This window comes from Litoreibacter halocynthiae, from assembly GCF_004365635.1.
In the GTDB taxonomy this organism is placed as follows: domain Bacteria; phylum Pseudomonadota; class Alphaproteobacteria; order Rhodobacterales; family Rhodobacteraceae; genus Litoreibacter; species Litoreibacter halocynthiae.
On record NZ_SOBH01000001.1, the window covers coordinates 1013453 to 1039674 of the forward strand.

Consider the following 26222-nt stretch of genomic DNA (forward strand, 5'->3'; position numbering starts at 1 on the left):
GTCTGGAGCCAGGGCAGCCCTGGCAGCGCGGTTATTGAGGAAGAAAGGGCCGCACCCGAAGATGCGGCCCTGACCTGAATTGATTTACGCAGCGAAGCCGTATTTGTAGATTTGCGGCAGGTAAGCGATATGCATGTCGCCGCCGACGATACCCGGCTTGGAGTGGCGATAGAGCGACCGCCAGTATGGCTGGATGGTCACGCCTTCGTCCCGCATGATCGTCTGCAGTTTCGCCATTACCTCACGACGTTTGTCATCGTTGGCAATCGAGTTGGCTTCGGCCAAGGCCGCATCGAACTCTGCGTTCGAGAACGCAGCTTCGTTCCATGCTTCGCCGGAGCGGTATGCAAGGCCAAGGATCTGGACGCCAAGCGGGCGGTGGTTCCAGTTGGTCGACGAGAAGCCGTACTTGGTCCAGTCGTTCCAGAACGTGGTGCCCGGTATGATCGTCCGCTTGATGTTGAAGCCCGCATCACGCAGCTGAGCGCCAACGGCATCAGTTGTGTTCTTGCGCCAGTCATCGTCGATGGAGATCAGCTCGAACTCGTAATCGGCCATGCCGGCCTCGTCGAGAAGCGCCTTGGCAGCGGCTGGATCATACTCCATGCCCGGAACATCTGCATATTCCGGGTGCATCGGGCCAACATGCGTGTTGTCCGCGACAATGCCTTGTCCAGCGTAGCCCAGTTCGAGGCAAACACCGCGATCAACGGCCTTGGCGATGGCCTGACGGACGCGAACGTCTGCGTAAGGCTTCACGCCGTTGGCGTCTTCAGCAACTTGGTTAGGACGGATAACGATGGTTGCGGCAGAAGCCACTTCCGACTTTTCCCAACCCAGACCGTCCATGACGTCCACGAACTCGCCAACAGTTTCGTAGAACATGTCGACTTCTTCGGCTTCAGCCGCTGCAACCCAAGCCGCAGGGTCGGTGCCGTAGTCGATATATTCGATGCTGTCGAGATACGCGCCTTTGCCAGCGGAATAGCCCCACCAGTCAAAGCCTTCGTTGCGCACGATGACGGCTTTGACACCAACTTCCAGAGACTCTGGCTTGTAAGGGCCGGTGCCGATCGGGTTGGCCAACATATCTTCCGGCGTCCCCGTGGCCGAGCTGTGATACACAGCGGCAGGGTAGTCGGACATGCCTGCAATCAATGTGATGTCAGGTGCTGGCAAGCTCAGTTTGACCGTGTGGCTGTCCACAACCGTGATGCTTCCATCAACAGCTTTGTTGGTGTTGGCGTCGATCATGACGGAGAAGCGACCAGCCATCGAGTTGCCTTCGACGTCTTTGTCACACCATGCAGTAACCATACGTGCCACATCGTCTGCGGTGAAGTCGTCGCCATTGTTCCACTTGACGCCCTTGCGAACATTCAATGTGTACTCGGTCGCGTCGTCGTTGATCTCCCACGACTCCAGCAACATCGGCTCGAAGGAGCCGTCGGAGTTGTACTCAACCATATATTCCAGCCAACCGGCGGTGAAGTAGGCGATCTGTGTCCAGTCAAATGTGCGCGGATCTTTCAGTGCACGGACTTCCATCTGCATGCGCAATGTGCCGCCTTGCTGGGCGTGTGCCGCAGCTTTGGCAGGCGTGGCACCGATCATGCCGTATGCGGCTGTCGCGGTGACGCCCAGCATGGTTGCGCGTGTCATGAACTCGCGGCGGTCCATTTGGCCTGCCTTGTGTTCTTCGACATACATATCGACGGCCGGGTGAACCGGTCCGCCAGTAAAGGTTTGGTTTGTCATGATTGTCTCCCTGTAGACTTTGTCGTTTTTTGCAGCACGTTTGACCGAGCACGCCCGGTCCAGCTGGCTTATGGCTGAATGTTTTCGGCTTTTGCGTCTCCCCATCAACGCTCCGGCCCTCATAGCGCACCAATTTTCGGGTCGCGTCAACGGTTGGAACCGTCAGACTGGGGTAAAAAAACGACATTCGCAATGTCAAAAAGCGACATTTATGGAAGCTGAATTCAGTACGATCCGGCGAACGTATTGCAAAAGCGCGATATGTCGGGAGGTTTACCTTGTCTTGCGAAACGCAGAAGGGCTTTTTCCTGTATGTGCCTGAAAGGCCCGCGTGAAGTAGGCAGGGCTGGAAAAACCGAGCTTTTCGGCGATGTCTTGCACAGGGCGGTCGGTGTGAAGCAAGGCTTCGCATGCGGCCTGGATCACCCGTTCTTGCAGCAGCGTAGAGGCCGGCTTGCCGACGGCATTTTGCGTCAGGCGTGTGAGATGGGTCGGGGTGACCTGCAAGTCAGCGGCGAATTCGCCCAGCGATTTGCCGTCGCGATGGCCAATGCTGACCACGTGGCTGAATTTTTGCAGCACGCGTTCCGATTTCCCAAGCTCGCCCTGAGGCTGTCCGGTCAAGGCGCGGTCGATCCAAACGCCAAGCATCATGACATAGGCCATGACGGCGCGGCGCTGACCCGTGCGCAATTCACCCAACTCGCGCGACAGCGCGTCGATGAGCCCTGTGATCTCGCTTTGCATCTGCACGCTCGAGGCTTTCAGCAGGGCGGGCCTGCGCGGAAGTCCGGAGGTATCGTTGCGCGGAAGCGAGACGACCATGCCTTGCGGGCTTGCAAACATCTCGTAGCTGAACAGCGTATGGGGCGGGATGAAAATCGCGGTATTCGGCCCGATGCCACGCATCCGGCAATCCACCATGATGCGCCCCTGACCACGGGTGATCCAGAACAGGATCGGGTGGTCCAGAGATTGCGCTGCGTCAGTCCGCCATGCTTCAGACCGTTGATGGGTCGCAAGGGTCTCTACTTGAGGTAGAATTTGACGGGTCATAAAATGTCCTGCGAATGCTGTCGTGCCGGAACGTCGAATATAGACAAACTGAGTAGTAGTTTGCCCGCCTTCAAGCTGTCAAATATCGAATTAAGGCAATTCTGTGTCAAAAACGCAATTCATCGGCGGAAATCTGCGTCCAGTCTTTCATACGGGCACGGAACCATGTTCGTTGGCGCTTAGCATATTGACGCGAAGCGATAATCGCGCGGTCGCGGGCCTCTGACAGCGGAATTTCGCCATTTAGATGCGCCATAAGCTCAGGACCGCCGATGGCCTTGGCGGAGGGGCGCTGGATATCCCAATCGGATTGCAGCGCCCGCACCTCGTCCAGCGCGCCCTTTTGCAGCATTTGATCAAACCGGCGGATGATCCGGTCGTCGAGCCACGGGACGGGGGCATTCAGCACAATCGCGGTGCAATCTTCGCGGCGCAGGGTGGGCGGCGGTGTTTCGGACTGCCACGCGCTGATCGAGCGACCGGTGGCTTTTAGAACCTCCCACGCGCGTTGCACGCGTGCGCGGTTCAGCACGTCGATGCGTCCGGTAGTCTCGGGGTCCAGATCCTGAAGCATGTCTTCGCGGGTCAGCTGCTCGGCCGCAGCGCGTATGGTACTGGGGATAGCCGGGATATCGGCCAAGCCTTGGGTGAGGGCCGTAAAGTTCAAACCGGTCCCCCCGACGATGATCGGACGGGATGGCTTGGCGAGTTCCGTCGTTACATCGCGAAGCCAATGCCCTGTCGAATAGGTCTCGCGGTAGGGCACGTGCCCGTAAAGCCTGTGGTCTGCCTGCGCCAACTCGGCGGCATCGGGGCGGGCCGACAAAAGCTGCCAGCAATCGAAGACCTGCAACGCATCGGCGTTAATGATCGTGCCACCCAGCGTGGTCGCAATCTGCAAGGCCAGCGCGGACTTGCCGGAGGCAGTTGGTCCGGCGATCAAAACCGGCTGTTCGGCTCCGATATGTTCAAGCAGAGGCAACATCGCGCGGTGGGATTCCAGTTATTAACAGTTTGTCGCGGGTGGACGGCGCTTGGCCGTTGAAACTTTCCGCGTTTTCCGACAGTTTGCCACCAATTTGCAACTGCTCAAATCGCACTCCCAGAAAGGCTGCCCGCCATGACCGATGCCTCCAAGACGACCTACAAACGCGTTATGTTGAAAATCTCCGGCGAGGCATTGATGGGGGATCAGGGATTCGGCCTTCATCCGCCAACGGTGGAACGGATCGCTCGCGAAGTGCAATCGGTCCACGAAATGGGCGTGGAAATCTGCATGGTCATTGGCGGCGGCAACATCTTTCGCGGGCTTCAGGGCTCCGCGCAGGGGATGGAGCGGACGACGGCGGACTACATGGGCATGCTGGCCACGGTGATGAACGCGCTGGCGATGCAGGGAGCACTGGAGAGCCTTGGCATCCACACACGGGTGATTTCGGCGATTACCATGAACGAGGTGGCCGAGCCCTATATCCGCCGCCGCGCAGTGCGGCACTTGGAGAAGAAGCGGGTGTGCATCTTTGCCGCCGGAACGGGGAACCCGTATTTTACCACCGACACCGCCGCGACATTGCGGGCAAACGAAATGTCCTGCGAGGCGATCTTCAAGGGCACCAAGGTTGATGGCGTCTATGACAAGGACCCCGCCAAGCACGACGACGCGGTGCGCTATGACAAGGTCAGCTTTGATGACGTCCTGCAAAAGCGCCTTGGCGTCATGGATGCCTCCGCCATTGCACTGGCCCGTGACAACGACCTGCCGATCATCGTGTTCTCGCTGGACGAGCCGGGCGGGTTCAAGGGCATTCTGGCGGGCGAGGGGACTTACACGATTGTGAAGGACTCCTGACGCAGGTTCCGGGCCAAAGGCTCTTGGCGCGGGGTTCGGTTGGCCAGATGGCGGGCGATTAACCTGCGCGCACGCGGGCCTTCAAGCACCGTTCGGGCAGGGCGCATCGGGTCTGGAGGCAGGCCCGACGCGGCCAAAATTCTACGGGTTTGCGCGCCCGTAAGCAGGCTTTCAACCGCAGCGCCATTCGCTAGTATAATTTCATGGCGATCAAACAGAAGATGCGTGTAGCTGACCGGCAGGAATGGCAATTGCTGCGTGATCCCGTCCAAGCCGATCAGATGCTTTGCGGCAATTAGCACGTCGCTGTCGCCCAGCATGTTTTTTGCCACGCGGGTGGTGAGCAGAACGCGGTGTTGCGGCGAGACAAACAACGTCCGGCGCGGGATGCCCTGGCACAGAGCGCCTTTGGCAATCCGCACTGGCGCATTATGGTCTGGGCGTAAGAGCGCGCGTCGCATGATATTGCGCACCGGTTGAAACCCGCGGTCTAGCGTCCATATTTTGTCCTCGGGCTGGATATTCTCGACGCGAACGGGGCCTTGCGCGCCATGTATAGCCGTCCCTGCGGCAAAGCATACAACGCTGGTGCCGGACACGCCTTGCTCTGAATAATAGCTTCCATAATTGCTGGCCTTGAGCGATGTCAGTTCAACTGACTGGATAGCTTTGGCGTCAAGGTCGGTCCGGTTATACAGATCGGCCACAAAGACGTCGCCTGCTTGTGTTTGGATGACAACCAGTTCGATGACCATTTGTGTGCCATCCCCAAGGGTGACGATGGCATTATATTCAGACGTGCTGTCGACCCATTGCGTGGTCGTCCCGTTTCCGACGTCGTAACCTACGTAATCATTTGGGTTGCCCGCCTCGTCGTCATTGATCAAGCCATCGTTGTTCCCATCCACTTGGGTCAGGGTCGTAATGACCAGATCGTCATGGACACCAAGGACAAGGTTGGGGTTCTCGGTATCCCAATCGCCTTCATTGGTATCCATGTCGGCAAAATTGCCGATATATATGAAATCCGACGTGGTTGTCGTCATGGCATGTTTGCACCCTTCCTTGAGGGTGTGAGTCTGCGGCCCGAACCTTAATGTGGCATGACATACCAAAACATAATGCGCGACAACTGATGAAAATTGTTGTCAATTGAAGGCTCCGTCGGGGTCTGGTCTTGGCGCGAGGCATCGTCTACACAAGCAGACAAAGCAAACTCAAAGACGAGACCGATTATGTCCGAAGATTTCATGCTAGACACCGACGATATTCAGCGCCGCATGGATGGCGCCATGGCCAGCTTGCGCACCGAGTTCGGCTCGCTGCGCACAGGCCGGGCCTCCGGCTCAATGCTGGAACCGGTGATGGTCGATGCCTACGGCTCCATGACCCCGATCAACCAAGTGGGCACGGTGAACGTGCCGGAGCCGCGGATGGTGACGATCAACGTGTGGGACAAAGGGCTCGTCGGAAAAGTGGAAAAAGCCATTCGGGAGAGTGGCTTAGGGATCAATCCTCAACTAAACGGCACGATCATTATGCTGCCGATCCCCGAATTGAACGAAGAGCGCCGTCGCGAATTGACGAAAGTGGCGGGGCAATATGCCGAGCATGCCCGTGTGGCGATCCGCAACATTCGCCGCGATGCGATGGACCAGATCAAAAAGGCCAAGGCTGACGGAATGGGCGAGGATGACCAGAAATTCTGGGAGTCCGCGGTTCAGGACATGATCGACGCGCAGATCAAGCTGGTGGATCAGGCGCTTGAGAACAAGCAAGAAGAGATCATGCAGGTTTAGATGTGAAATTTCCCGCAACGGATCGACTGACACGTGCGGGCTTTTTTGATAAAGAAGATTAACGAATAATAAATTGAGGTAACGAAATGAGCGCTGTGGATATCAATCCGAATGGGCCCAAACATGTTGCCATCATTATGGATGGCAACGGCAGATGGGCGACGCAGCGCAACCGGCCCCGACTGTTCGGCCACCAAGCGGGTGCGAAACGCGTGCGTCAGGCAGTGGAGACCTGCCCAGAACTGGGCGTCAAGTATCTGACAATGTTCGCATTTTCGACCGAAAACTGGAAGCGCACCCAATCCGAAGTGTCGGGTTTGATGGCGCTGTTCCGGCGTTATATCCAGCGCGAGGCCAATTATCTGCACCGCCTCGGCACCCGCGTGCGATTCATCGGGGACCGCGAAAAGCTGGACAAGAAGCTTCAGGCGTTGATGGATTACCTCGAAAAACTGACCGAAAAGAACGACACGACGCACCTGACGATTGCGCTGAACTACGGCGCGCGGGACGAGGTGACCCGTGCCACGCAGCGTTTGGCTGTGGAGATCGCGGAAAAGCGCCTATTGCCAGAGCAGGTTAATTCCGAGGTGCTGGCTTCCTTCCTTGATACCTATGTTTTGCCGGATCCTGATCTGGTGATCCGCACCTCCGGCGAGGCACGGATTTCCAACTTTCTGCTATGGCAATCGGCCTATGCCGAGTATGAATTTATCGACACGCACTGGCCGGATTTCACGCCGGAGGTGTTCACCAGCGTCGTGGCCCGCTATGGCAGTCGTGACCGTCGCTTTGGCGCAGTGAAGGCTTGAAGGCCGTTCGCCTGCAATTCTAGGGAGGCGACATGAGCGCATCATCTGAAAAATTTTCTGATCTGGCGGCCCGCATGAGTTCGGCCGCTGTCATGGCCGTTGTCGGGATCGGTGCCGTCTGGGCAGGTGGCTTCTGGTTTATGGCGCTGCTGACACTCGTGTGCGGGGCATTGGTTTGGGAACTGGTCCGCATGCTGGGGGCAGGGCAAAACCGCGCCTTGACCATGGGGGCGCTGGCGGCCGGATCGTTCCTGGCGGTGAGTTTGCTGCCACCGGGCCTTGGACTGCCGTTCATTCTGGTCCCTGCAATGGCAGGCATCGCGTTGCTGTCCAGTAACCGGACGCTCTACATGGTGTTTGCTGCGTTGATTGTGATTTCGTGCTACGGGCTTGCGATCCTCCGCGTTGATTTCGGCTTTGTCTGGATGCTTTGGCTGGCCTTGGTGGTCATCGCCACCGACGTGCTGGGCTATTTCGCGGGGCGGATATTCGGCGGCCCGAAGTTCTGGCCGCGTGTCAGCCCCAAAAAAACATGGTCCGGCACCGTAGCGGGCTGGGTTGCGGCAGCGCTGGTAGGCGCGGCATTTATGACAGTCCCCGGGGTGGGGCTTGAGATATTGGGCATATCTGTTGCTATCTCCATGGCGTCGCAGATGGGAGACATCGCCGAAAGCGCCGTAAAGCGGAAGATGGGCGTGAAAGATTCGTCGAACCTGATCCCCGGTCATGGCGGCGTGTTCGACCGCTTTGACGGAATGCTGGGCGCGTCGGTATTCTTGCTGCTGATCGAGCAAGTCGTTGATTTTCCACCGGCATTGATTGGCTGATGCGCAAAGTCACGATCTTTGGCTCCACCGGCTCGATCGGGGAAAACACGGTCGATCTGATCGCGCGTGCACCTGAGTTGTATGATGTAGTGGCATTGACGGGCGGGCGGAATGTGGCGCGTTTGGCAGAGCAGGCGATTTCGCTCAACGCCGATCTTGCCGTGACGGCGTTTGACGACTGCTATGACGATCTGAAGGCCGCTCTTTCCGGAACAGGGATCGAAGTTGCCGCAGGTGAAGCTGCCGTGGCTGAGGCGGCGGACCGGAAGGCGGACTGGTTCATGTCGGCCATCGTCGGGGCCGCCGGTCTGGTGCCGGGGCTTCGCGCCTTGCGTCATGGCACGATTCTGGCTTTGGCCAATAAGGAATCCCTTGTCACAGCGGGGCCATATCTGATGGCCGAGGCGCGGAAACACGGGGCGACCATTCTGCCCGTGGACAGCGAACACTCCGCCGTTTTTCAAGCCCTTGTCGGGGAGGATATGAAAGCGGTCGAGCGCATCATCATCACGGCCTCCGGTGGTGCATTTCGCGATTGGCCCCTCCAAGCGTTGGAGAAGGCGACCTTGGCGGAAGCCTCCGCGCATCCGAACTGGGATATGGGGCAGCGTATCACCATCGACAGCGCGTCGATGTTTAACAAAGCGATGGAACTTATTGAGACAAAAGAGTTCTTTGGTGTCGATACGGACAAGATCGAGGCCGTCGTGCATCCTGAAAGTCTGATCCATGCGCTGGTTGGTTTCAAAGACGGGGCGCTGATGGCGCATCTTGGACCGCCCGATATGCGCCATGCCATCGGTTATGCGCTGCACTGGCCGGATCGCGGGCATGTCCCTGTCGCACGGTTAGATCTGGCGCAGATCGGAAGCCTGAATTTCAGACCCGCCGAAGAAGACAGATATCCCGCGCTGCGCATTGCGCGCGATGTGATGCAAACGGGCGGGCTGTCCGGGGCTGCCTTCAACGCGTCCAAAGAGGCCGCATTGGACGCGTTTATTGCGGGCCAGATCGGATTTCAGGATATGGCGCGGCTTGTTGACAAAGTTTTGAACCGTTTGCAGCAGCGTAATGGTCTTAGTTGCGACATACTCACCCTTGATAAGGTGCTTGCCACAGACCATTTGGCACGCAAGACCACACAAGACATGATGCAAGACGCAACGGTGCGCTAGACACCGGATAACGAGACGCGAAAGGGCGGTTTATGGATATTTTGGGGATGCTTCCCTCGTTTGGCGGCTTTTTCGGCGCGTTGGTCGCCTTTGTCGTGGCGCTGAGCGTGATCGTGGCGATTCACGAATACGGCCACTACATCGTGGGCCGCTGGTGCGGCATTCATGCAGAAGTGTTCTCGTTGGGTTTTGGTCCAGTGCTGTTTTCGGGCGTCGACAAACGCGGCACCCGTTGGCAGGTCGCGGCGTTGCCGTTTGGCGGATATGTCAAATTTCTGGGAGATTCCGACGCGGCATCCGGCAAGGATGGCGAAGCGATTACCGGTCTGAGCGAGACCGAGCGGAAACGTACCATGCACGGGGCCGACCTGTGGCGACGTGCGGCGACCGTGGCTGCGGGCCCTGTCTTCAACTTTATTCTGTCCATTCTGGTGTTTGCAGGCATATTCCTGTTTTCAGGCACGACTACGGATGAAGCCGTCATCGGCAAACTCAAACCGCTGCCCGGTGAGATCGAGCTGTTCCAAGAAGGTGACCGAATCTTACGTATCGGCGACGCCGAAATCACGGATTTGGAAGGCTTCTACCTTGCGGCCCGTGACGCAGCACCGGCGCCGACGGTTTCCTATGAAGTCGAGCGCGACGGGCAAGTAGTAAGCTTTGACAGCGTATTCCCGTTCCCGCCGGTCATTGACCAGTTGCAGCCGAAATCGGCCGCGATGGACGGTGGTCTGGAAGTGGGCGATGTCATCCAATCAGTTAACGGCACTCCCGTTTTCGCATTGAGCGAAGTGCAAGTTGCGGCCCAAAGCAACGAAGACAAGCCATTGGAGTTACTGGTTTGGCGCAATGGGGAAGTGCTGGAGAAAACACTGACACCGCGCCAACGTGATTTGCCCACGGCTGACGGATTCGAGACGCGTTGGCTGATCGGCTTCTCGGGCGGTGCATTCTTCGAGCCGACCCGACAAACGCTTGGGGCAGGGGACGCGCTCTGGGGTGGTGTACGCCAGACGTGGTTCATCGCGCAATCGAGCCTGTCGGGCATGTGGCATATGATTACGGGGGCGATAAGTTCGTGTAATATCCAAGGCCCGATTGGCATCGCACAAACCTCCGGTGATATGGCCTCGCAGGGTGCGGCCGAGTTCATCTGGTTTATCGCGGTTTTGTCCACCGCGGTCGGATTGCTTAACCTTTTCCCAATACCTGTGCTGGATGGTGGGCATCTGGTGTTTCACGCCTATGAGGCCGTTGTCGGGCGTCCGCCAAGCGACAAAGCGCTGAACGCGATGATGATGGGCGGGCTGGTTTTGCTGCTGTCTTTGATGGTGTTTGCCTTAACAAATGACTTCTTTTGCGCGTGAAGCTGCCGTATTTGCGCCACATTTGAAGATCAAAAAGGGTCCGTATTCGTGAGGGAACGGACCCATGCAACACATTCAAAGCAGCTATCAAGGCCTGAGCCTTTTGATCAGCCTCAATTGGGACCGCCTGCTATGGCCGGTTGCCATCGTCGCAGCACTTGCAACAGCGGGACTGCTCGCCGGACTTTGATCCGCTGAAATATCTGTAACAAACCGAGATAAAAGACGCCTGTTTTCAGCGCGTCTTTTTTGGGCTTCGTTTTGACAAGTGTGCAGACTCGGGCTAGACCGAACACACAATATAGAGTGTCAGAGCGGGACCCAAACACATGAAGATCGCAAAAGCGACGCAGAACGCACGTCAATTCATTCAAATTCAGTGCGTTAGGGCTGCTCTGTCCGGGCTCGCCATTGCCGCTGTCAGCAGCGCGGTGCCTTTGACGCCAGCATTTGCACAGAGTTTTCCGATTTCCTCGATTCAGATCGACGGCAATCAGCGCATCGAAGATGCAACGATTCTGAGCTACTTGCGTTTGGAACGCGGCAAAAGCGCCACTGCGGGCCAGCTCAATGATGCGATCCAGCGTCTGCAACGGTCCGGACTGTTCGAAACAGTGGATGTGGTTCCGGTCGGGAACCGCTTGGTCGTGACGGTTTCTGAATATCCGACAATCAACCGCGTGAACATTGAAGGCAACAAGCGTCTCAAGGACGCAGACCTCATGCCGCTGCTGAAATCCCAGTCGCGCAGGGTCTATAGCCCAGCCACGGCAGAGGCCGATGCCGCGTTGCTGGCCGAAGGCTATAGCCAGGCCGGGCGTATTGCTGCGACAGTGACGCCGCGGATTATTCCGCGCTCCAACAACCGTGTCGATCTGGTGTTCGAAGTCGCCGAAGGGGACGTCGTTGAGGTCGAGCGTATCAGCTTTATCGGCAACCGCGCGTATTCGGACCGCCGCTTGCGTCGGGTGATCGAATCCAAGCAGGCAGGTTTTCTGCGCTCGATCATCCAGTCGGACACGTTTGTGGGGGATCGCATCGCGTTTGACCGCCAGCTGCTTCGGGATTTCTACCTGTCGCGCGGCTATGTGGATTTTCAGGTTCTATCCTCAACGCCGGAGCTGACGCGCCAGCGTGACGGGTATTTCGTGAGCTTCAAGGTCAGGGAAGGCCAGCAATTCAAAGTCGGGCGGGTGACCACCTATTCCGATTTGCCAGAAATTGACGCCGACGAATATCACAAGGTCGCCCGTCTGAAAGACGGCGAGGTGTACTCTCCGGCAAAAATTGAAAACACGATCACCCGCATGGAGCGTCTTGCGCTGCGGCAGGGGCTGAACTTCGTCCGCGTCGAGCCGCGTATCACCCGCAATGATGCCGACGTCACTCTGGATGTAGAATTCGCGCTGATCCGCGGATCGCGGGTTTTCGTCGAGCGTATCGACATCGAGGGCAACGCGACGACGTTGGACCGCGTTGTCCGCCGTCAGTTCAAAACGGTTGAGGGCGACCCCTTCAACCCACGCGAGATCCGCGATGCAGCTGAACGCATTCGCGCCTTGGGATATTTCTCGACGGCGGATGTGAACACACGTCAAGGCAGCGGGCCGGAGCAGGTTGTCGTTGACGTTGATGTCGAAGAAACCACGACAGGGTCGTTGGGTTTCGGGGTCAGCTACGGTGCCGATGCGGGCGCGTCGTTGAGCGTGAACTTCAAAGAGAGAAACTTCCTCGGACGCGGACAAACCCTTTCGTTCTCGTTCGATACCGGGTCTGACAACAAGAATACGTCGATAGACTTTATCGAGCCTGCATTCTTAGGGCGCGATCTATCACTTGGTCTGAACGCCTATTACCGCACCACGGATAGCCAATACGCGGATTACGATACGCAAAATGTCGGGTTTGAGCCCAGCATCGAATTCCCCGTTTCCGAAAACGGTCGTTTGCGTCTGAGCTACCGGATTTCGAAGGACTCGATTAAAAACGTCAACGCCACGACCTCTAACATCATTCGTCGTGACGAAGGCTCTGCGTTCACATCTGCACTTGGTGTTCTTTATTCCTACGACACGCGTCGCACGGGGCTGAACCCGAATGGCGGGGTTTTGTTGCGGTTCGGGCAACAAATCGCTGGCGTTGGTGGCGGTTTGAAGTACCTGCAAACCACCGGTTTGGTTTCTGCGGAAACCAAGGTTGCCCGCGAGGAAGTAACGCTGCGTGCGCAGTTCGAGTTCGGGGCCAATACGCGCCTGACTGGCAACAGCCGCATCACTGAGCGATTTTTCCTCGGGTCCAGCAAATTGCGTGGGTTTGATGGGGCAGGTGTAGGACCTCGGGACCTTACGAGTGCCAATCAGGATGCACTGGGTGGGAATTACTTCGCAGTCGCGCGCTTGGAAGCCGATTTCCCGCTGGGCTTGCCGGAAGAGTACGGCATCCGCGGCGGCGTGTTCTTTGACGTCGGCTCGCTTTGGGGGCTGGATGACACCAACACCGGAACGAATGCCGTTCCCGGGGCGGCTGTCGACGATGGTTTCAAAATCCGCTCGGTCATTGGTGTATCCTTGCTTTGGGATACACAGATTGGGCCGCTGCGCTTTAACTTCTCCAAGGCGTTGGTCAAGGAAGACTACGACAAAGAGCGGTCGTTCGATCTAACTGTCTCCACGAAGTTCTGATTATGGCCCTGCGGCGTGCACTAAGCGCGTGTGTGGTGGCGCTTTGCGCTGCCACCCCGATTGCGGCGCAGGGCATTCAGCCTAGTCCGGTCCTCACCCTCGATCAGGACCGCGTCTATGCGGCGTCGGCCTTTGGACAACGTGTGCAGGAGGACCTGCAAAAGCAGTCCACCGATCTGTCGCAGGAGAACCGCAAGATCGAGGCTGCGCTGGAAGAAGAAGAGCGTCGTTTAACGGTCGAGCGCGAAGGGATGTCTGCCGAAGAATTCCAGAAGCTGGCGACTGATTTCGACGAACGTGTCACCGGTATCCGCCGTGCTCAGGCTGCAAAAACCGAGAGCATCCGGCGACAAGCCGAGGCTGAACGCGTCCGCTTTTTCGAGGCGGCGTTTCCGGTCTTGTTGGAACTGGTCGAGGAAACAGGCGCGGTTGCAATTCTCAACAACACAGCGGTTATATTTTCGGTGCGCCAGATCGACATCACGGATGCTGCTATCGAGCGGATCGACGCGGCAATCGGCGCATCACCAAGACCGGTTGACCCAGGTCCACTGCCATTGCCGCGCCCAAATCCTGAAGGCGCAGAAACGACTGACGACACTGACAATAGCTCCACAGATAACTAACCTACCAAACTTGTGCCGCGCGTAGGCTGGTGCTACCCAAATGAGCTAAAGGCCAAAGGATATATCCATGACCACCACCACTGCCGATATTGACTTGATCCAGCGGATCATCCCGCACCGGTACCCGTTCTTGCTGGTTGATAAGGTCGTGGATATCAAAGCGGGCGAAAGTGCGCGTGGCATCAAAAACGTGACGTTTAACGAACCACATTTCCAAGGCCACTTTCCGGGGGCTCCGATCATGCCGGGGGTCACGATTATTGAAGCCATGGCGCAAACCGCCGCGGTGATGGTCGGTGTGACCATGGACATGGCCGACAAGGACCTGCTGGTTTATTTTATGGCCATCGACGGCTGCAAATTCCGCCGCAAGGTCGTTCCGGGGGACGTTCTGCACCTTGATGTGCAGGTCACGCGCGGCAAGGCCGGCGCGAAGGTGTGGAAGTTCAAAGGTGTCGCAACGGTCGAAGGCGAAATGGCAGCCGAGGCCGAATTCACCGCAATGATGGACCTGCCGAAGTGAGTGCGACAGTCCATCCTTCGGCGTTCGTAGAAGACGGCGCGCAGCTTGCCGACGGGGTGATCGTCGGCCCGTTTTGCACGGTGGGGGCGAATGTCTCGCTCGCGTCGGGTGTCGAGCTGAAAAGCCATGTTGTCGTGACCGGCAAAACCTCGATCGGGGAGGGGACGGTTGTTTTTCCCTTCGCCGTGATCGGTGAAATCCCGCAGGATTTGAAATTTGACGGTGAAGAAACCCGTCTGGAGATTGGCGCCCGCAACCGCATTCGTGAAGGCGTGACGATGAATACCGGAACGTCCGGCGGGGGCGGGCTGACCAAGGTTGGCGACGATTGCCTGTTTATGACCGGTGCGCATGTCGGCCACGATGCCATCGTTGGCAATGGTGTGATCATGGCCAACCAAGCCGCATTGGCGGGGCATTGCATCATCGAAGACAAGGTGATCATTGGCGGCCTTGCGGGCATCCACCAGTTCGTGCGCATCGGGCGCGGCGCAATTATCGGCGCGGTCACCATGGTGACCAATGACGTCATTCCATACGGCCTTGTGCAAGCCCCGCGTGGCGAGTTGGACGGGTTGAATTACGTCGGACTGAAACGCGCGGGCGTCTCACGGGCGGACATCACCGCCCTTCGCGCGGCCTATCAAATGCTGCGTCAGGGTGATGGCGCATTTCAGGACCGCGCCCGCAGACTGGCCGAAGAAACGGACAGCGAATATGTGCGCGAGGTTGTCGACTTCATTCTGGGCGACAGCGGCCGGTCGTTCCTCGCGCCGCGCTGATGCTGGCACTGGTTGTAGGTGAGGGCCAGTTGCCGGAGCTTCTGTTGGAGCATCTGGCAGACACAAACACGCCCTATCATCTGTGCCAAATGGAATGGCAAGGCTCTGACGCGCGCGGAGACCAACCGGTCCGCAAATTTCGTATCGAAACCTTGGGCAGCTTTATCGCTTGGTTGAAAGACCAAGGCGTGGACCGCATTTGTTTTGCGGGCCGCGTTGACCGTCCTCCGCTTGACCCCTCAAAGATCGACCCCGAAACCATGCCCCTTGTGCCGCGCATGATGCAGGCGTTGCAGGTGGGGGATGACGCCGCCCTCAGGTTGGTCTTGGGCTTCTTCGAGGAAGCAGGAATTCGCCCTGTCGGCGCCCACGAGATACAGCCCGACATTTTGCCGCCCGCCGGATATCTGGGCAGTCATCGCCCGTCAGAGCAACACGCGCGGGACGCAGACCGCGGCATCGAGGTGATCGCCGCAATGGCCGCCGCCGATGTCGGGCAAGCGTGTATTGTGCATGAGCGGCAACCCTTGGTGATCGAGGCCCAACCCGGCACGGATTTCATGATGCAGAGCCTGTTGCATGAGCGGGCTAATCTGCCATGGGGCAAAGCCCCGCTTGGCGTATTCAAAAGCCCGCGCGCGAAAGGCCTGCCACCCAAGGGCGGTGTGTTGATCAAGGCGGCGAAGCCCGGACAGGAACTGCGCATCGACATGCCGACCATCGGTCCGGATACCATCCTGCGTGCCGTTCAGGTCGGGCTGGACGGAATTGTGGTGGAGGCCGGACGTGTCATCGTGTTACAGTCCGCTCTTTGCACCAAACTGGCCGAAAAGCACGGCCTGTTCATCTGGGTGCGCGAGTGAAGGTCTACCTCATCGCGGGCGAGCCGTCGGGTGACAAGCTTGGTGGGGCCTTGATGGAGGGCCTGAAGCAGCTGAACCCGAATGTGCGGTTTCAAGGGGTCGGCGGCCCGTTGATGGAGGCGCAAGGCATGACCTCGCTATTTCCCATGGACGAATTGTCGGTCATGGGGCTGGCAGAGGTTTTGCCCAAATTGCGAGGCCTGTTCAAACGCCGTGATGAGACGGTTGAGGATATTATCGGATCCGGCGCGGATGTGGTTGTGACGATCGACAGTCCCGATTTTTGCCTGCGGGTCTTGCGAAAGCTGCGCGAACTGTCCGCGGTTCCCACGGTTCACTACGTGGCACCTTCGGTTTGGGCTTGGCGCCCGAAACGCACGGAGCGGATGATCGGGATTGTCGATCATGTGATGGCGCTTCTTCCGTTCGAGCCACCCTATATGGAAGGGGCAGGGCTGCCTTGCGACTTCGTGGGCCACCCTGTCGTGGCGGAACCTCTGGCTGAGGCATCGGATGCGTCGGCCTTCCGCGCCATCCATGGCCTGAACGATGCGCCGGTTATACTTACCTTGCCCGGATCTCGGCGGGGCGAGGTGTCGCGACTTGCGGGTATTTTCGGTGAAAGCCTGCACAAGCTTGCCGCTCAACGCCCTGACATCCGTGTGGTTGTTCCGGCTGCGGCTCCGGTTGCGGGATTGGTCTATGAGCAGACCCGTGGCTGGCCGGGGCAGCCGGTTATCCTTGATCCGCGCGGCATGAACCCCGACGAGGCGATTGCTGAAAAACGCGCGGCCTTTGCTGCGGCCGACGTGGCATTGGCGGCCTCCGGAACGGTATCTTTGGAGCTTGCGGCGAACACCGTGCCAATGGTGATCGCCTATGACATGAACTGGTTTTCACGCAAACTGATCCGCGCGATGTTGCAGATTGATACGGTAACTCTGGTCAATCTGGTGTCCGAGACCCGCACCGTGCCAGAGTTTCTGGGGGATGCGTGCAAGCCCGTTGATATTGCACGGGCGCTGGAACAGGTTCTTAAACCCGGCCCAGAGCGGTCAGCCCAAGCTGCGGCGGCAGAGATCACGATGGAGCGGCTTGGGAGAGGTGACGAGCCTCCGGGGTTGCGGGCGGCCAAGGTGGTCGCGCGGGTCGCCGGGTTTGAAGATCAGGTGTAACCCCGGGTCAACCGGTAAAGTCAGCCAATTGTCCGTTTGTCAGGGTTATCAAATCAGAAGGCGCGAGCGAGAAGATATGTCTTGGCGTTCCAGCGGCGGCCCAGATCAACTCGAATTCCGTCAAGCGCGGGTCGATGAATGTTCGGATGGAATTGAGATGCCCGACTGGTGACACCCCGCCAATGGCAAATCCGGTCTGGGTGCGGATGAGGTCCGCATCTGCCTTTCCCAAAACCTCTCCCGCGACGGTGCTGGCCTTGGCTGCATCCACCTGATTACCGCCGGCGGTGATGAAAAGCACAGCCAGATTGCTGTCTTCACCTTTGAAAATAATGGACTTCGCGATTTGATCCACCACACAGCCAGCTTGTGCGGCGGCTTGTTCTGCGGTGCGGGTTTGATCCGAGGTTTCTACGATCTGCGCGTCGATCCCCGCATCGGCGAGGGCCTTGGTCACGCGTTTTAGGCTTTTGCTCATGAGGTGCGACCTTACGCATAGCGGGCATTGCTGCAAGCGCTTGTTGACGGCAGACGCTGGGCCTTTCATCGTGGGTATATGGCATTTCATGATCGCATCACCCGACACCCGCTTCCTCATAACACCGAACGGTGTACCGACGCGCGTCGCCTGTTTAGCGAGCTACCGGAGGCGTTGGTCACGCTTCTGGAAACCACGGCAGGGTGCAGCCCGTATCTGGCGGGGCTGATGGAGCGCGAAGCGGACTGGATTGCCCAGCTCGCAACCTGTGAGGCGGAAGATCTGCGCGACGGGGTTTGGCAGGATATCGAGCAGAGCGAAGGGGATATAAAAGTCGTTTTCCGGCAGGCCAAACGCCGGATTGCATTGCTGGCAGCGGTTGCCGACATTGGCGGTGTCTGGCCGCTTGAGATGGTGACCTATGCCCTCACGGAGCTGGCAGATCGGTGTTTGCAGCGTGGCTTGACCGAGTTGACCGCCGCGCAAATCGCACGCGGAAATCTGCCCGGCCAAACCGAAGCCGATGCGAAAATCGGGGCGGGCATGTGTATTCTGGCGATGGGAAAGATGGGGGCCTACGAGCTTAACTATTCGTCCGACATCGACATGATCTGTCTGTTTGACGAAACCCGTTTCCAGCCTGACGACTACCTTGAGGCGCGGACGACGTTCATAAAAATCACCCGCGCCTTGATGAGCCTGATGTCGGATGTCACGGCAGACGGGTACGTGTTCCGCTCGGACTTGCGACTTCGTCCCGATGCGTCGGTGACGCCTGTTTGTATCGCGATGGAAACAGCGGAGCGGTATTACGAGAGCGTTGGCCGGACATGGGAGCGCGCGGCATTCATCAAAGCGCGGCCTTGTGCGGGTGATCTGGAGGCGGGGGAGCGGTTCCTTGAACGCCTGAGCCCGTTCATCTGGCGTAAACATCTGGATTTCGCTGCCATCGAGGATGCCCATGACATGCGGCTTAAAATCCGCAGCCATAAAGGTCTAGGCGGGCAAATGCAGCTTGATGGGCACAACATGAAACTAGGGGCCGGGGGCATTCGCGAGATCGAGTTTTTCACGCAAACCCGTCAACTTATCGCGGGGGGGCGCGACCCACATCTTCGGGTACGCGGCACGCGGGAGGGATTGGATCAACTGGTCGAAGCGGGCTGGGTGCCCAAAGACGCCTCGGACCGATTACAAGCTGCTTATGTTGCGCATCGCGAGGTGGAACACCGCTTGCAAATGATTGGTGACAGCCAAACCCATGAATTGCCCAAGAACGAAGAAGGGTTCCAGCGGTTGTCGCGCTTCATGGGGGAAGAAGACGTTATGAAATTTCGCGCGGGCTTGCTTGCGCGGCTTGAAGAGGTTGCAGATGTCACCGACAGCTTTTTCGCACCCGATGACGCCGAAGAAGCACCGGAGACTGAAGGGTTGGAACCGCCCAGCACATATCTGGAGCAATGGCGCAGCTTGCCTGCCTTGCGCTCGGAGCGCTCGGTCTCGCTGTTCAAACGGGTGTTCCCGACCATCCTCCGACAGATGGGACAGGCGACACGCCCCACCGAGGCTATGGCCGAATTCGAACGCTTCCTGTCAGGTTTGCCCGCAGGTGTTCAGGTCTTTTCGCTATTTGATTCTAACCCGCAACTCACCAAACTGATCGTGGATATCTGTGCTACGTCTCCTGCGCTGGCGACCTATCTGTCACAGAACGCAGGCGTGCTCGACGCGGTGATCGGGGGGGATTTTTTCGCTGAATGGCCCGATGTGGAGAGTCTCACGGAACACCTGATCGAAAAGATGCAGGAGATCGGGGATTACGAAGGGCAGTTGGATGCCGCGCGGCGCTGGCAGAAGGAATGGCATTTCCGCGTTGGCGTGCATCATCTGCAGGGATTGCTTAGTCCTGAAGACGCGAGCACTCAATACGCCGATCTGGCTCAGGCGACTTTGGCAGCATTGTTGCCCGTAGTGGAAGCCGAGTTTGCCCGCAAACATGGTCCGGCACCCGGGCGCGGGGCTGTTGTGTTGGGAATGGGCTCTGTCGGCGCGGCGTCCTTAACGGCGGACTCGGACCTTGATCTTATCGTCATCTATGACCCCGAAGGCGTCGAGGAAAGCGAGGGCCGCCGCCCGCTTGAAACGCGCACCTATTTTGCCCGCCTGACACAGGCCTTTGTGACGGCTTTGACGGCCCCGATGGCGGAAGGGCGGTTATACGAGGTCGACCTGCGGTTGCGTCCGTCCGGCCAGTCTGGGCCCGTTGCGACGTCGCTGGAGGCGTTCAGAAACTACCAGATGAACGATGCATGGGTGTGGGAACATCTGGCCCTGACGCGCGCACGGGCGGTTGCTGGTAATGCGTCGCTGCAAGCGGATGTGGAGGCGGTGCGCTGTCAGGCACTCGCCAGCAAATTTGAAGCAGAGCAGGTGAAACGCGAAACCCGGGAGATGCGGGTGAGGCTGGCCGAGGCGTCGGGCGCGCCCCAGCCTTGGGATGTGAAATCCGGCGCTGGCGGGCGGCAGGACATAGAGCTGCTCAGTCAGGCGCTTTGTCTTATCAGTAAAGGCACTGCGCGCCAGATTGACCTGCAATTGAGCGATGCCAAACAGGCGGGATTACTATCGGACGCGCAGTATGAGCATCTTCTGGGCGCCCACGCGCTATTCTCCAAAATCCAGATGGCCGCACGACTGATGTCCACCAAATCACTGACACCGGAAGAAATGGGCGCAGGCGGGATTGCCATGCTTTTACGCGATTGCGACCGCGAAACAGTGGATATACTTGCCGACGACATCGCCGAATGTCGTAAAAGAACCGCCGAAGTCGTAGAACAGCTTCTGCAATGACGCGGGTTTCGGGTTAACTGGGCGTCACCAATGATCTGATGGAGCAGCAGATGGATTTGAAAATGATCGACCGGAAGGGTCTGATCCGCGAGGCCTACCGGATCGAGGGGATCACCGAAAGCGAGTGCCGCTCGATCTTTCTGGACTGGGCGCTCAACCTGCCTGACGGGCAAGACAGCTCCGCCGCGATTACCGGTCTGCTGGACGCCTATAACGCCATGCCGGAGACGCACCCGATGACGCTCGTCCTTCGTGAAGGGCTGGCGGCGAAGCCGGAAGCGAAGCGGCGGGGCGGTCGAAAGGCGCGGCTGAAAGAGACGTAAGGCGGTAGGCATGGCCCAAAAGAAAACGCCGCTGCTCCAGACCGGAGCGGCGGCGTTTCAGTTTTTCGGATAATCTGGCGATCACTCAGCTTCGGTTGCGGCTTTCACAGCGTCAAAACCAGCGGTGAAACCGCTCAGGGACATGGTCAGCTCTACACGTTGGTCTGGCGCTTGTGCCGGAACCACAACGATTTTCGCTGAGTTGCCTGCCTTGAAGGCCGCGACATCACCAGCCGTGAAGCCAACGCGAGAGAAACAGCCAATCGTGGTGCAGAAGGTGAACGGGTAGACCTTGGCCTTGCCACCATCCACCGACAGCAGAACATTTTGCGTCAGCAGGGTTTCAAGAGGTGTCACAATCGTTGCACCCGCGGCGAGCTTGTCGTCATCGGGCAGGTTGAACAGATTGATCTCGGCCACCGAGTTGCCTTGCTGGTCTTCCAGCAGCTGGTACAGCTGACAAGGGTCCTTTGTGCCTTCGGGTGCTTTGATGCAGCGAAGTTCCCAATCACCGTGATCGGAGATTTTATAGGTCTTGCCAACTTCCACCACTTCGGAGCCCGTATTCAGGCCGTCAGCGCGCGGAGCTTCGGCTTCAGCTTCGGCCGCAGGGGCTTCGGTTGAGGGGGCCTCGGTCGCAGTTTCTTCTGCGGCTTCGGTTGTTGTGTCGGTTGCAGTTTGCGCCAACGCGCCACCAGCAACAACAGCGCTCAATGCGGCGCCAATCATCAGGGATTTCAAATACTCAGACATGTGATCCTGCTACTCAATTTTGATATTGGCAGGGGTTTAACACGCGCGTGCAGGGGTGTCAGGATGGAAAACGCAAATCTGCCCCTGAGCAGGGTAATTTCCGCCGAGAAACAGCCCCAATGAAAAAAGGGCCCGCAAGCAGGCCCTTCTTCCGAATTTTTCTCCCCGTCGGACTAGGCCGACTTATGGGCAAACTCTAGGCATCCAAAGCGCTTCGGTCAACTGTAAACCTGCGACAACTTGTTCACATTTCTATCGGTTAAAAAAAGGCCGTGTCGCGAAGACACGGCCCAGTCGACAGGGAGGAAGTCATGCTATGTGCTGCCAAGACAGCTACATCAGCATGCCGATGATACTGGCACATAGACGTTAACAAGCTATTGTGGCACGACTTAAAAAGCGATCGAGAGCAATTAGGGGCGAACATGGCAGAGACGAGTAGCATTTTTGTAGGCGGCGGTGGCGAGGGCTACGCGGATCCGCAAGAGCTTTTGCTGAAATATGCCAACCGCCACGGTCTTATCGCCGGTGCCACGGGGACGGGCAAAACCGTGACCTTGCAGATCTTGGCGGAAAGCCTGTCCAATGCGGGTGTTCCGGTTTTCATGTCCGACGTAAAAGGGGACCTGTCCGGTCTGGCGGTCGCAGGAACCGACACTCACAAGCTGCATGGCGCGTTCATGGAACGTGCTGCCAAGATCGGCTTCTCGGATTTTAGCTACGATTCCTTCCCGGTGACCTTCTGGGACATGTATGGCGAAAGCGGGCACCCCGTTCGCACTACGGTCAGCGAGATGGGCCCATTGCTTTTGTCCCGTCTTTTGGAGCTTTCGGAGGCGCAGGAAGGCATTTTGAACATTGCCTTCCGCGTGGCCGATGAAGAAGGCCTGCCGCTGCTGGACCTCAAAGACTTGCAGTCCTTACTGGTCTGGATCGGGCAGAATGCGAAATCGCTGGCGCTGCGCTATGGCTTCGTTTCGTCCCAGTCAGTGGGCGCGATCCAGCGTCGTCTGCTGGTATTGGAAAACCAGGGCGCTGCCGACTTCTTCGGAGAGCCTGCTTTGGACCTTGAGGACATGTTCCATGTCGATGCTGACGGGCGCGGACAGATTAACATTCTTGCCGCTGACAAGCTGATGTCTGCCCCGAAACTTTACGCGACCTTCCTGCTTTGGATGCTGTCGGAACTGTTCGAAACGCTTCCGGAAATCGGTGATCCGGAAAAACCGAAATTCGTCTTTTTCTTTGACGAGGCACATCTGTTGTTTGATGGCGCGCCAAAAGCTTTGGTCGATAAGGTAGAGCAAGTCGCACGTCTGATCCGCTCCAAGGGCGTAGGGGTCTATTTTATCACCCAAAAGCCCGCCGACGTGCCGGAAGATATTCTGGGGCAGTTGGGCAACCGTGTGCAGCATGCGTTGCGGGCCTTTACCCGCAAGGATCAGAAAGACCTGCGTTCGGCAGCGGACACCTATCGCGAAAATCCACGTTTTGACGTCGAGGATGCGATCAAGGAAGTGGGGGTTGGCGAAGCCGTAACCTCGTTCCTGCTGAAAAAGGGCATTCCGGGCATGGTGGAGCGCACATTGATCCGCCCGCCGTCCTCGCAACTTGGACCGATCACCAGCAAAGAACGTCGTGCTGTTGTCGCGACGTCCCCCGTCGCGGGCAAATACGAGACTGCATTGGATCGTGAATCAGCGTTCGAGATGCTGGCACAACGCGCAGAAGCTGCGGCAAAAGCCGCTGAAGAGGCCGAGGCCAAGGAAGACGAGTTGGAAGCCCGCGAGCGCGAATATCAAACAGGTCGGCGGTATTCCGGCACGCGCGTCAAACGCTCCACCTCCAAGACCAAAACGCGAAAGCGGCGCGGTGACAGCGTGGGGGAGGCGTTTGCCAAATCCATGATGCGCTCGCTTGGGACGAAGACCGGCACGGCCCTTGTACGCGGGATTATGGGCAGCTTGTTCAAAGCGCGGTAATCACCGCCTGCTCTCCGCCTTCACCTCGTCCCAAAGGGTGTCCATCTCGGACAAATCCGACTGGGACGGGGTTTTGCCACGCTCGGCCAGCTTTGCCTCAACCGCTTCAAATCGACGGGTGAACTTCGCGTTTGCGGCCCGCAGGGCTGCTTCGGGGTCCAACCCAAGATGTCGGCCAAGATTTGCCATGACGAATAGCAAATCCCCGAACTCTTCCTCGACTTCGGTTTGAGTAAGGGTATCGCGAGCTTCGACCAATTCGCGGGCCTCCTCGACGATCTTGTCGAGCACCTCGTCGGTCGAAGGCCAGTCGAAGCCGACCCGTGCTGCCCGCTTTTGCAACTTCAAGGCACGCAACAATGCGGGAAGACCCACAGCGACGCCGTCCAGTGTGCCGCCTTGCGCTTTGCCAGCGCGCTCCGCAGCCTTGATCTGTTCCCAGTCCGCCACTTGTTGTTCGGCGGATTTATCACGGCTTTCGTCGCCGAAAACGTGGGGATGGCGGGCAATCATCTTGTCCGAAATCGCATTGGCGACGGAGGCGAAATCAAACAACCCAGCCTCGGTTCCCATTTGCGTGTGGTAAACCGTCTGGAGCAGCAGATCGCCCAACTCCCCCTCCAATTCTGTCCAGTCGCTGCGTTCGATGGCGTCAGCGACCTCATAGGCTTCTTCGATGGTGTAGGGCGCGATGGAGGCGAAATCCTGTTCAATGTCCCAAGGACAGCCTGATTTTGGGTCCCGCAGACGGCGCATGATTTCAATCAGGCGGGGCATGGGCTGGGAGGCATCATGGACAAGATCAGGCATTGCAGTGTCTTTGCGTTTGGAGGATCGTTGCGCGCAGATAACCAGAAGGAACGCCCGCATGCCACCCGTGAACCGCATCGCCGACTATGCTGAAGACATGAAAACCTGGCGCCGATGGATGCACCAGAATCCCGAATTGCAATTTGATTGCCACGAAACGGCGGCATTTGTGGTGGCGCGCCTGAAAGAGTTCGGGATCACGGAGATTCACGAAGGCATTGCGCAAAGCGGTGTCGTGGCGATCATTGAAGGGCAGGGCGACGGGCCAACCATCGGTCTGCGTGCAGATATGGACGCTCTGCCAATGCAGGAAACCACGGGGCTGGACTATGCGTCCACCGTTGCCGGCAAAATGCACGCTTGCGGTCATGACGGGCATACAACGATGCTTCTTGGCGCGGCGCGGTATCTGGCCGAGACGCGGAATTTCAAGGGCCGTGTCGCGTTGATCTTCCAGCCTGCGGAAGAAGGCGGCGGCGGCGCGGGCGTTATGGTCGAAGAAGGCATCATGGAGCGCTTTGACATCAGCGAAGTCTACGCGTTGCACAACAACCCGAGCGTTCCGTTTGGCGAGTTTGTGACAACGCCTGGTCCGATCATGGCGGCAGTGGATACGTTCCACATTCATATCGACGGTGTTGGCGGGCACGGCGCTTACCCGCATGAAACGAAAGACCCTGTGGTCGCGACTTTGGGCATCTGCAACGCAATCCAGACCATCGTATCGCGGAACCACAAGTCGCTGGATGATCTGGTGGTCTCCGTGACGCAAATCCACACTGGCTCGGCTGACAATGTCATTCCAGATACGGCCTATATCAACGGCACCGTGCGCACCTTCGATCCAACTGTACAGGATATGGTCGAGCGTCGCTTGACAGAGATCGTGGCCGGGCAGGCAGCAAGCTATGGTGTGGAGGCGCGTCTGACATATGAACGCGGCTATCCTGCGACGGTAAATGATACGCGCAAAACCGCGTTTGCAGCAGATGTTGCGCGTCAGATTGCGGGCGACAAGGCGGTGAATGATGAAGGCGGCCGCGAGATGGGGGCTGAGGATTTTTCCTACATGCTGGAAAAACGCCCCGGAGCTTACCTGTTCTTGGGTCAAGGCACCGACGCAGGTCTGCACAACCCGAACTACAATTTCAACGACGAGATCGCCCCGATCGGTGCGTCCTTCTTTGCGAAGCTGGTCGAAACCGCCCAGCCGCTTTAAGCGAGATTTTGATAGGCCCGATTGCCGTACAACAAGGGTGGCCCGTCAAGGCAGGCCACCTGCAGGACCGAGCCGATCATGACGTGATGGGTGCCGATACGCTCGTCTGACAGCAGTTTGCAATCGAACCGTGCCAATGCAGTGACCAATCCCGGCGCACCGCTCCGCATAGGCTCGAACTGTCCGGCGGTGAACTTGTCACCACCCGGCGCAGGGGTGCGACTGGCGAAGACATTGGCGATGTCAGTCTGATCCGCTCCCAAGAGGTTTATGCAAAAACAGCGGTTGTTCAGGATAGCGGGCGCCGCAGTGGTTTCGTGATGCAAACAGACCAGCATGGTCGGCGCATCCCCATCCGCAGAAACGGACGTCATCGCCGAGACCGTCGCCCCAGCGGGACCAACAGGACCATCGGTCGTTACGATTGTTACGGAGGAGACCAGCTGGCTCATCGCATCAACAAACTTGTCGCGAAGTTGGAGTCGTTCAGGTGTTGTCATGGTCGCCTTCT

At 58.1% G+C, this 26222-nt stretch carries 25 protein-coding genes; 17 read left to right on the forward strand and 8 right to left on the reverse strand.

From position 1 onward, the window contains the following. Positions 1–84: 84 nt before the first annotated feature. The 3 genes from BDE40_RS04975 to miaA all read right to left on the reverse strand — a co-directional run bounded on the left by BDE40_RS04975 (position 85) and on the right by miaA (position 3799). A complete protein-coding gene (locus BDE40_RS04975) occupies positions 85–1758 on the reverse strand; it encodes an ABC transporter substrate-binding protein (protein WP_134013342.1) in 1674 nt (557 codons plus the stop codon). A gap of 273 nt (positions 1759–2031) precedes the next feature. Further along, on the reverse strand, positions 2032–2814 hold the full coding sequence (locus tag BDE40_RS04980) for an AraC family transcriptional regulator (protein WP_134013343.1): 783 nt from the start codon (positions 2812–2814) through the stop codon (positions 2032–2034). A gap of 106 nt (positions 2815–2920) precedes the next feature. Beyond that, positions 2921–3799 carry a tRNA (adenosine(37)-N6)-dimethylallyltransferase MiaA gene (gene miaA, locus BDE40_RS04985; RefSeq protein WP_134013344.1) on the reverse strand — a complete coding sequence of 293 codons (879 nt, stop codon included), beginning with the start codon at positions 3797–3799 and terminating at the stop codon, positions 2921–2923. 135 nt (positions 3800–3934) lie between these two features. Between miaA and pyrH the strand changes: the two genes are divergently transcribed. Then, complete coding sequence (gene pyrH / locus BDE40_RS04990; protein WP_134013345.1) at positions 3935–4663, forward strand: UMP kinase; 729 nt, start codon at positions 3935–3937, stop codon at positions 4661–4663. Here the strand turns inward: pyrH and BDE40_RS04995 are convergent. After that, the gene (locus BDE40_RS04995; RefSeq protein WP_134013346.1) at positions 4639–5709 is read right to left on the reverse strand and encodes a Hint domain-containing protein; all 1071 of its coding nucleotides are present in this window, start codon (positions 5707–5709) and stop codon (positions 4639–4641) included. The two genes, pyrH and BDE40_RS04995, sit on opposite strands and share 25 nt — an antisense overlap. A gap of 189 nt (positions 5710–5898) precedes the next feature. Here BDE40_RS04995 and frr point away from each other — a divergent pair, with 189 nt between their 5' ends. The 12 genes from frr to lpxB all read left to right on the forward strand — a co-directional run bounded on the left by frr (position 5899) and on the right by lpxB (position 17293). Then, entirely contained in the window at positions 5899–6462 is a 564-nt protein-coding gene (gene frr, locus BDE40_RS05000) for a ribosome recycling factor (RefSeq protein ID WP_134013347.1), read from the forward strand. A gap of 86 nt (positions 6463–6548) precedes the next feature. Beyond that, complete coding sequence (uppS, locus tag BDE40_RS05005) at positions 6549–7274, forward strand: polyprenyl diphosphate synthase (RefSeq protein ID WP_073141373.1); 726 nt, start codon at positions 6549–6551, stop codon at positions 7272–7274. Between the two features lie 32 nt (positions 7275–7306). Next, entirely contained in the window at positions 7307–8101 is a 795-nt protein-coding gene (locus BDE40_RS05010) for a phosphatidate cytidylyltransferase (RefSeq protein WP_134013348.1), read from the forward strand. Further along, complete coding sequence (dxr, locus tag BDE40_RS05015; RefSeq protein WP_134013349.1) at positions 8101–9276, forward strand: 1-deoxy-D-xylulose-5-phosphate reductoisomerase; 1176 nt, start codon at positions 8101–8103, stop codon at positions 9274–9276. The genes BDE40_RS05010 and dxr overlap by 1 nt, the downstream gene beginning before the upstream one ends. A gap of 32 nt (positions 9277–9308) precedes the next feature. Continuing rightward, positions 9309–10643, forward strand: coding sequence for an RIP metalloprotease RseP (gene rseP / locus BDE40_RS05020; RefSeq protein WP_134013350.1), 1335 nt, complete (start codon positions 9309–9311; stop codon positions 10641–10643). Positions 10644–10707: 64 nt separating this feature from the next. After that, complete coding sequence (locus BDE40_RS18485; RefSeq protein ID WP_281250184.1) at positions 10708–10833, forward strand: hypothetical protein; 126 nt, start codon at positions 10708–10710, stop codon at positions 10831–10833. 139 nt (positions 10834–10972) lie between these two features. After that, positions 10973–13324, forward strand: a complete 2352-nt coding sequence (gene bamA / locus BDE40_RS05025) for an outer membrane protein assembly factor BamA (RefSeq protein ID WP_134013351.1) — start codon at positions 10973–10975, stop codon at positions 13322–13324. A 2-nt stretch (positions 13325–13326) separates the two neighbouring features. Continuing rightward, the gene (locus BDE40_RS05030) at positions 13327–13950 is read left to right on the forward strand and encodes an OmpH/Skp family outer membrane protein (RefSeq protein WP_134013352.1); all 624 of its coding nucleotides are present in this window, start codon (positions 13327–13329) and stop codon (positions 13948–13950) included. A gap of 67 nt (positions 13951–14017) precedes the next feature. Continuing rightward, complete coding sequence (fabZ, locus tag BDE40_RS05035) at positions 14018–14473, forward strand: 3-hydroxyacyl-ACP dehydratase FabZ (RefSeq protein WP_083588575.1); 456 nt, start codon at positions 14018–14020, stop codon at positions 14471–14473. Next, entirely contained in the window at positions 14470–15255 is a 786-nt protein-coding gene (gene lpxA / locus BDE40_RS05040) for an acyl-ACP--UDP-N-acetylglucosamine O-acyltransferase (protein ID WP_134013353.1), read from the forward strand. Before fabZ ends, lpxA begins: the two co-directional genes overlap by 4 nt. Further along, entirely contained in the window at positions 15255–16118 is an 864-nt protein-coding gene (locus BDE40_RS18350; RefSeq protein ID WP_134013354.1) for an LpxI family protein, read from the forward strand. Before lpxA ends, BDE40_RS18350 begins: the two co-directional genes overlap by 1 nt. Next, entirely contained in the window at positions 16115–17293 is a 1179-nt protein-coding gene (lpxB, locus tag BDE40_RS05050; protein WP_134013355.1) for a lipid-A-disaccharide synthase, read from the forward strand. Before BDE40_RS18350 ends, lpxB begins: the two co-directional genes overlap by 4 nt. Positions 17294–17300: 7 nt before the next feature. Here lpxB and BDE40_RS05055 read toward each other — a convergent pair whose 3' ends face one another. Then, positions 17301–17771, reverse strand: coding sequence for a YbaK/EbsC family protein (locus BDE40_RS05055; protein ID WP_134013356.1), 471 nt, complete (start codon positions 17769–17771; stop codon positions 17301–17303). 78 nt (positions 17772–17849) lie between these two features. On the opposite strand from BDE40_RS05055, the gene BDE40_RS05060 reads away from it, so the two are divergent. After that, positions 17850–20624: a bifunctional [glutamate--ammonia ligase]-adenylyl-L-tyrosine phosphorylase/[glutamate--ammonia-ligase] adenylyltransferase gene (locus BDE40_RS05060; RefSeq protein ID WP_134013357.1), complete on the forward strand. Its 2775-nt coding sequence runs from the start codon at positions 17850–17852 to the stop codon at positions 20622–20624. A 50-nt stretch (positions 20625–20674) separates the two neighbouring features. Further along, the gene (locus BDE40_RS05065) at positions 20675–20947 is read left to right on the forward strand and encodes a hypothetical protein (RefSeq protein ID WP_246030360.1); all 273 of its coding nucleotides are present in this window, start codon (positions 20675–20677) and stop codon (positions 20945–20947) included. 81 nt (positions 20948–21028) lie between these two features. Here BDE40_RS05065 and BDE40_RS05070 read toward each other — a convergent pair whose 3' ends face one another. Next, complete coding sequence (locus BDE40_RS05070) at positions 21029–21700, reverse strand: invasion associated locus B family protein (protein ID WP_134013359.1); 672 nt, start codon at positions 21698–21700, stop codon at positions 21029–21031. 425 nt (positions 21701–22125) lie between these two features. Here BDE40_RS05070 and BDE40_RS05075 point away from each other — a divergent pair, with 425 nt between their 5' ends. Further along, the gene (locus BDE40_RS05075; protein ID WP_134013360.1) at positions 22126–23682 is read left to right on the forward strand and encodes a helicase HerA-like domain-containing protein; all 1557 of its coding nucleotides are present in this window, start codon (positions 22126–22128) and stop codon (positions 23680–23682) included. Here BDE40_RS05075 and mazG read toward each other — a convergent pair whose 3' ends face one another. Further along, a complete protein-coding gene (gene mazG, locus BDE40_RS05080) occupies positions 23683–24492 on the reverse strand; it encodes a nucleoside triphosphate pyrophosphohydrolase (protein ID WP_134013361.1) in 810 nt (269 codons plus the stop codon). Between the two features lie 58 nt (positions 24493–24550). On the opposite strand from mazG, the gene BDE40_RS05085 reads away from it, so the two are divergent. Continuing rightward, complete coding sequence (locus tag BDE40_RS05085; RefSeq protein ID WP_134013362.1) at positions 24551–25711, forward strand: M20 aminoacylase family protein; 1161 nt, start codon at positions 24551–24553, stop codon at positions 25709–25711. On the opposite strand, the gene BDE40_RS05090 is transcribed toward BDE40_RS05085, so the two are convergent. Next, the gene (locus BDE40_RS05090) at positions 25708–26211 is read right to left on the reverse strand and encodes a flavin reductase family protein (protein WP_073141401.1); all 504 of its coding nucleotides are present in this window, start codon (positions 26209–26211) and stop codon (positions 25708–25710) included. The genes BDE40_RS05085 and BDE40_RS05090 overlap by 4 nt on opposite strands. Between the last annotated feature and the right edge of the window lie 11 nt (positions 26212–26222).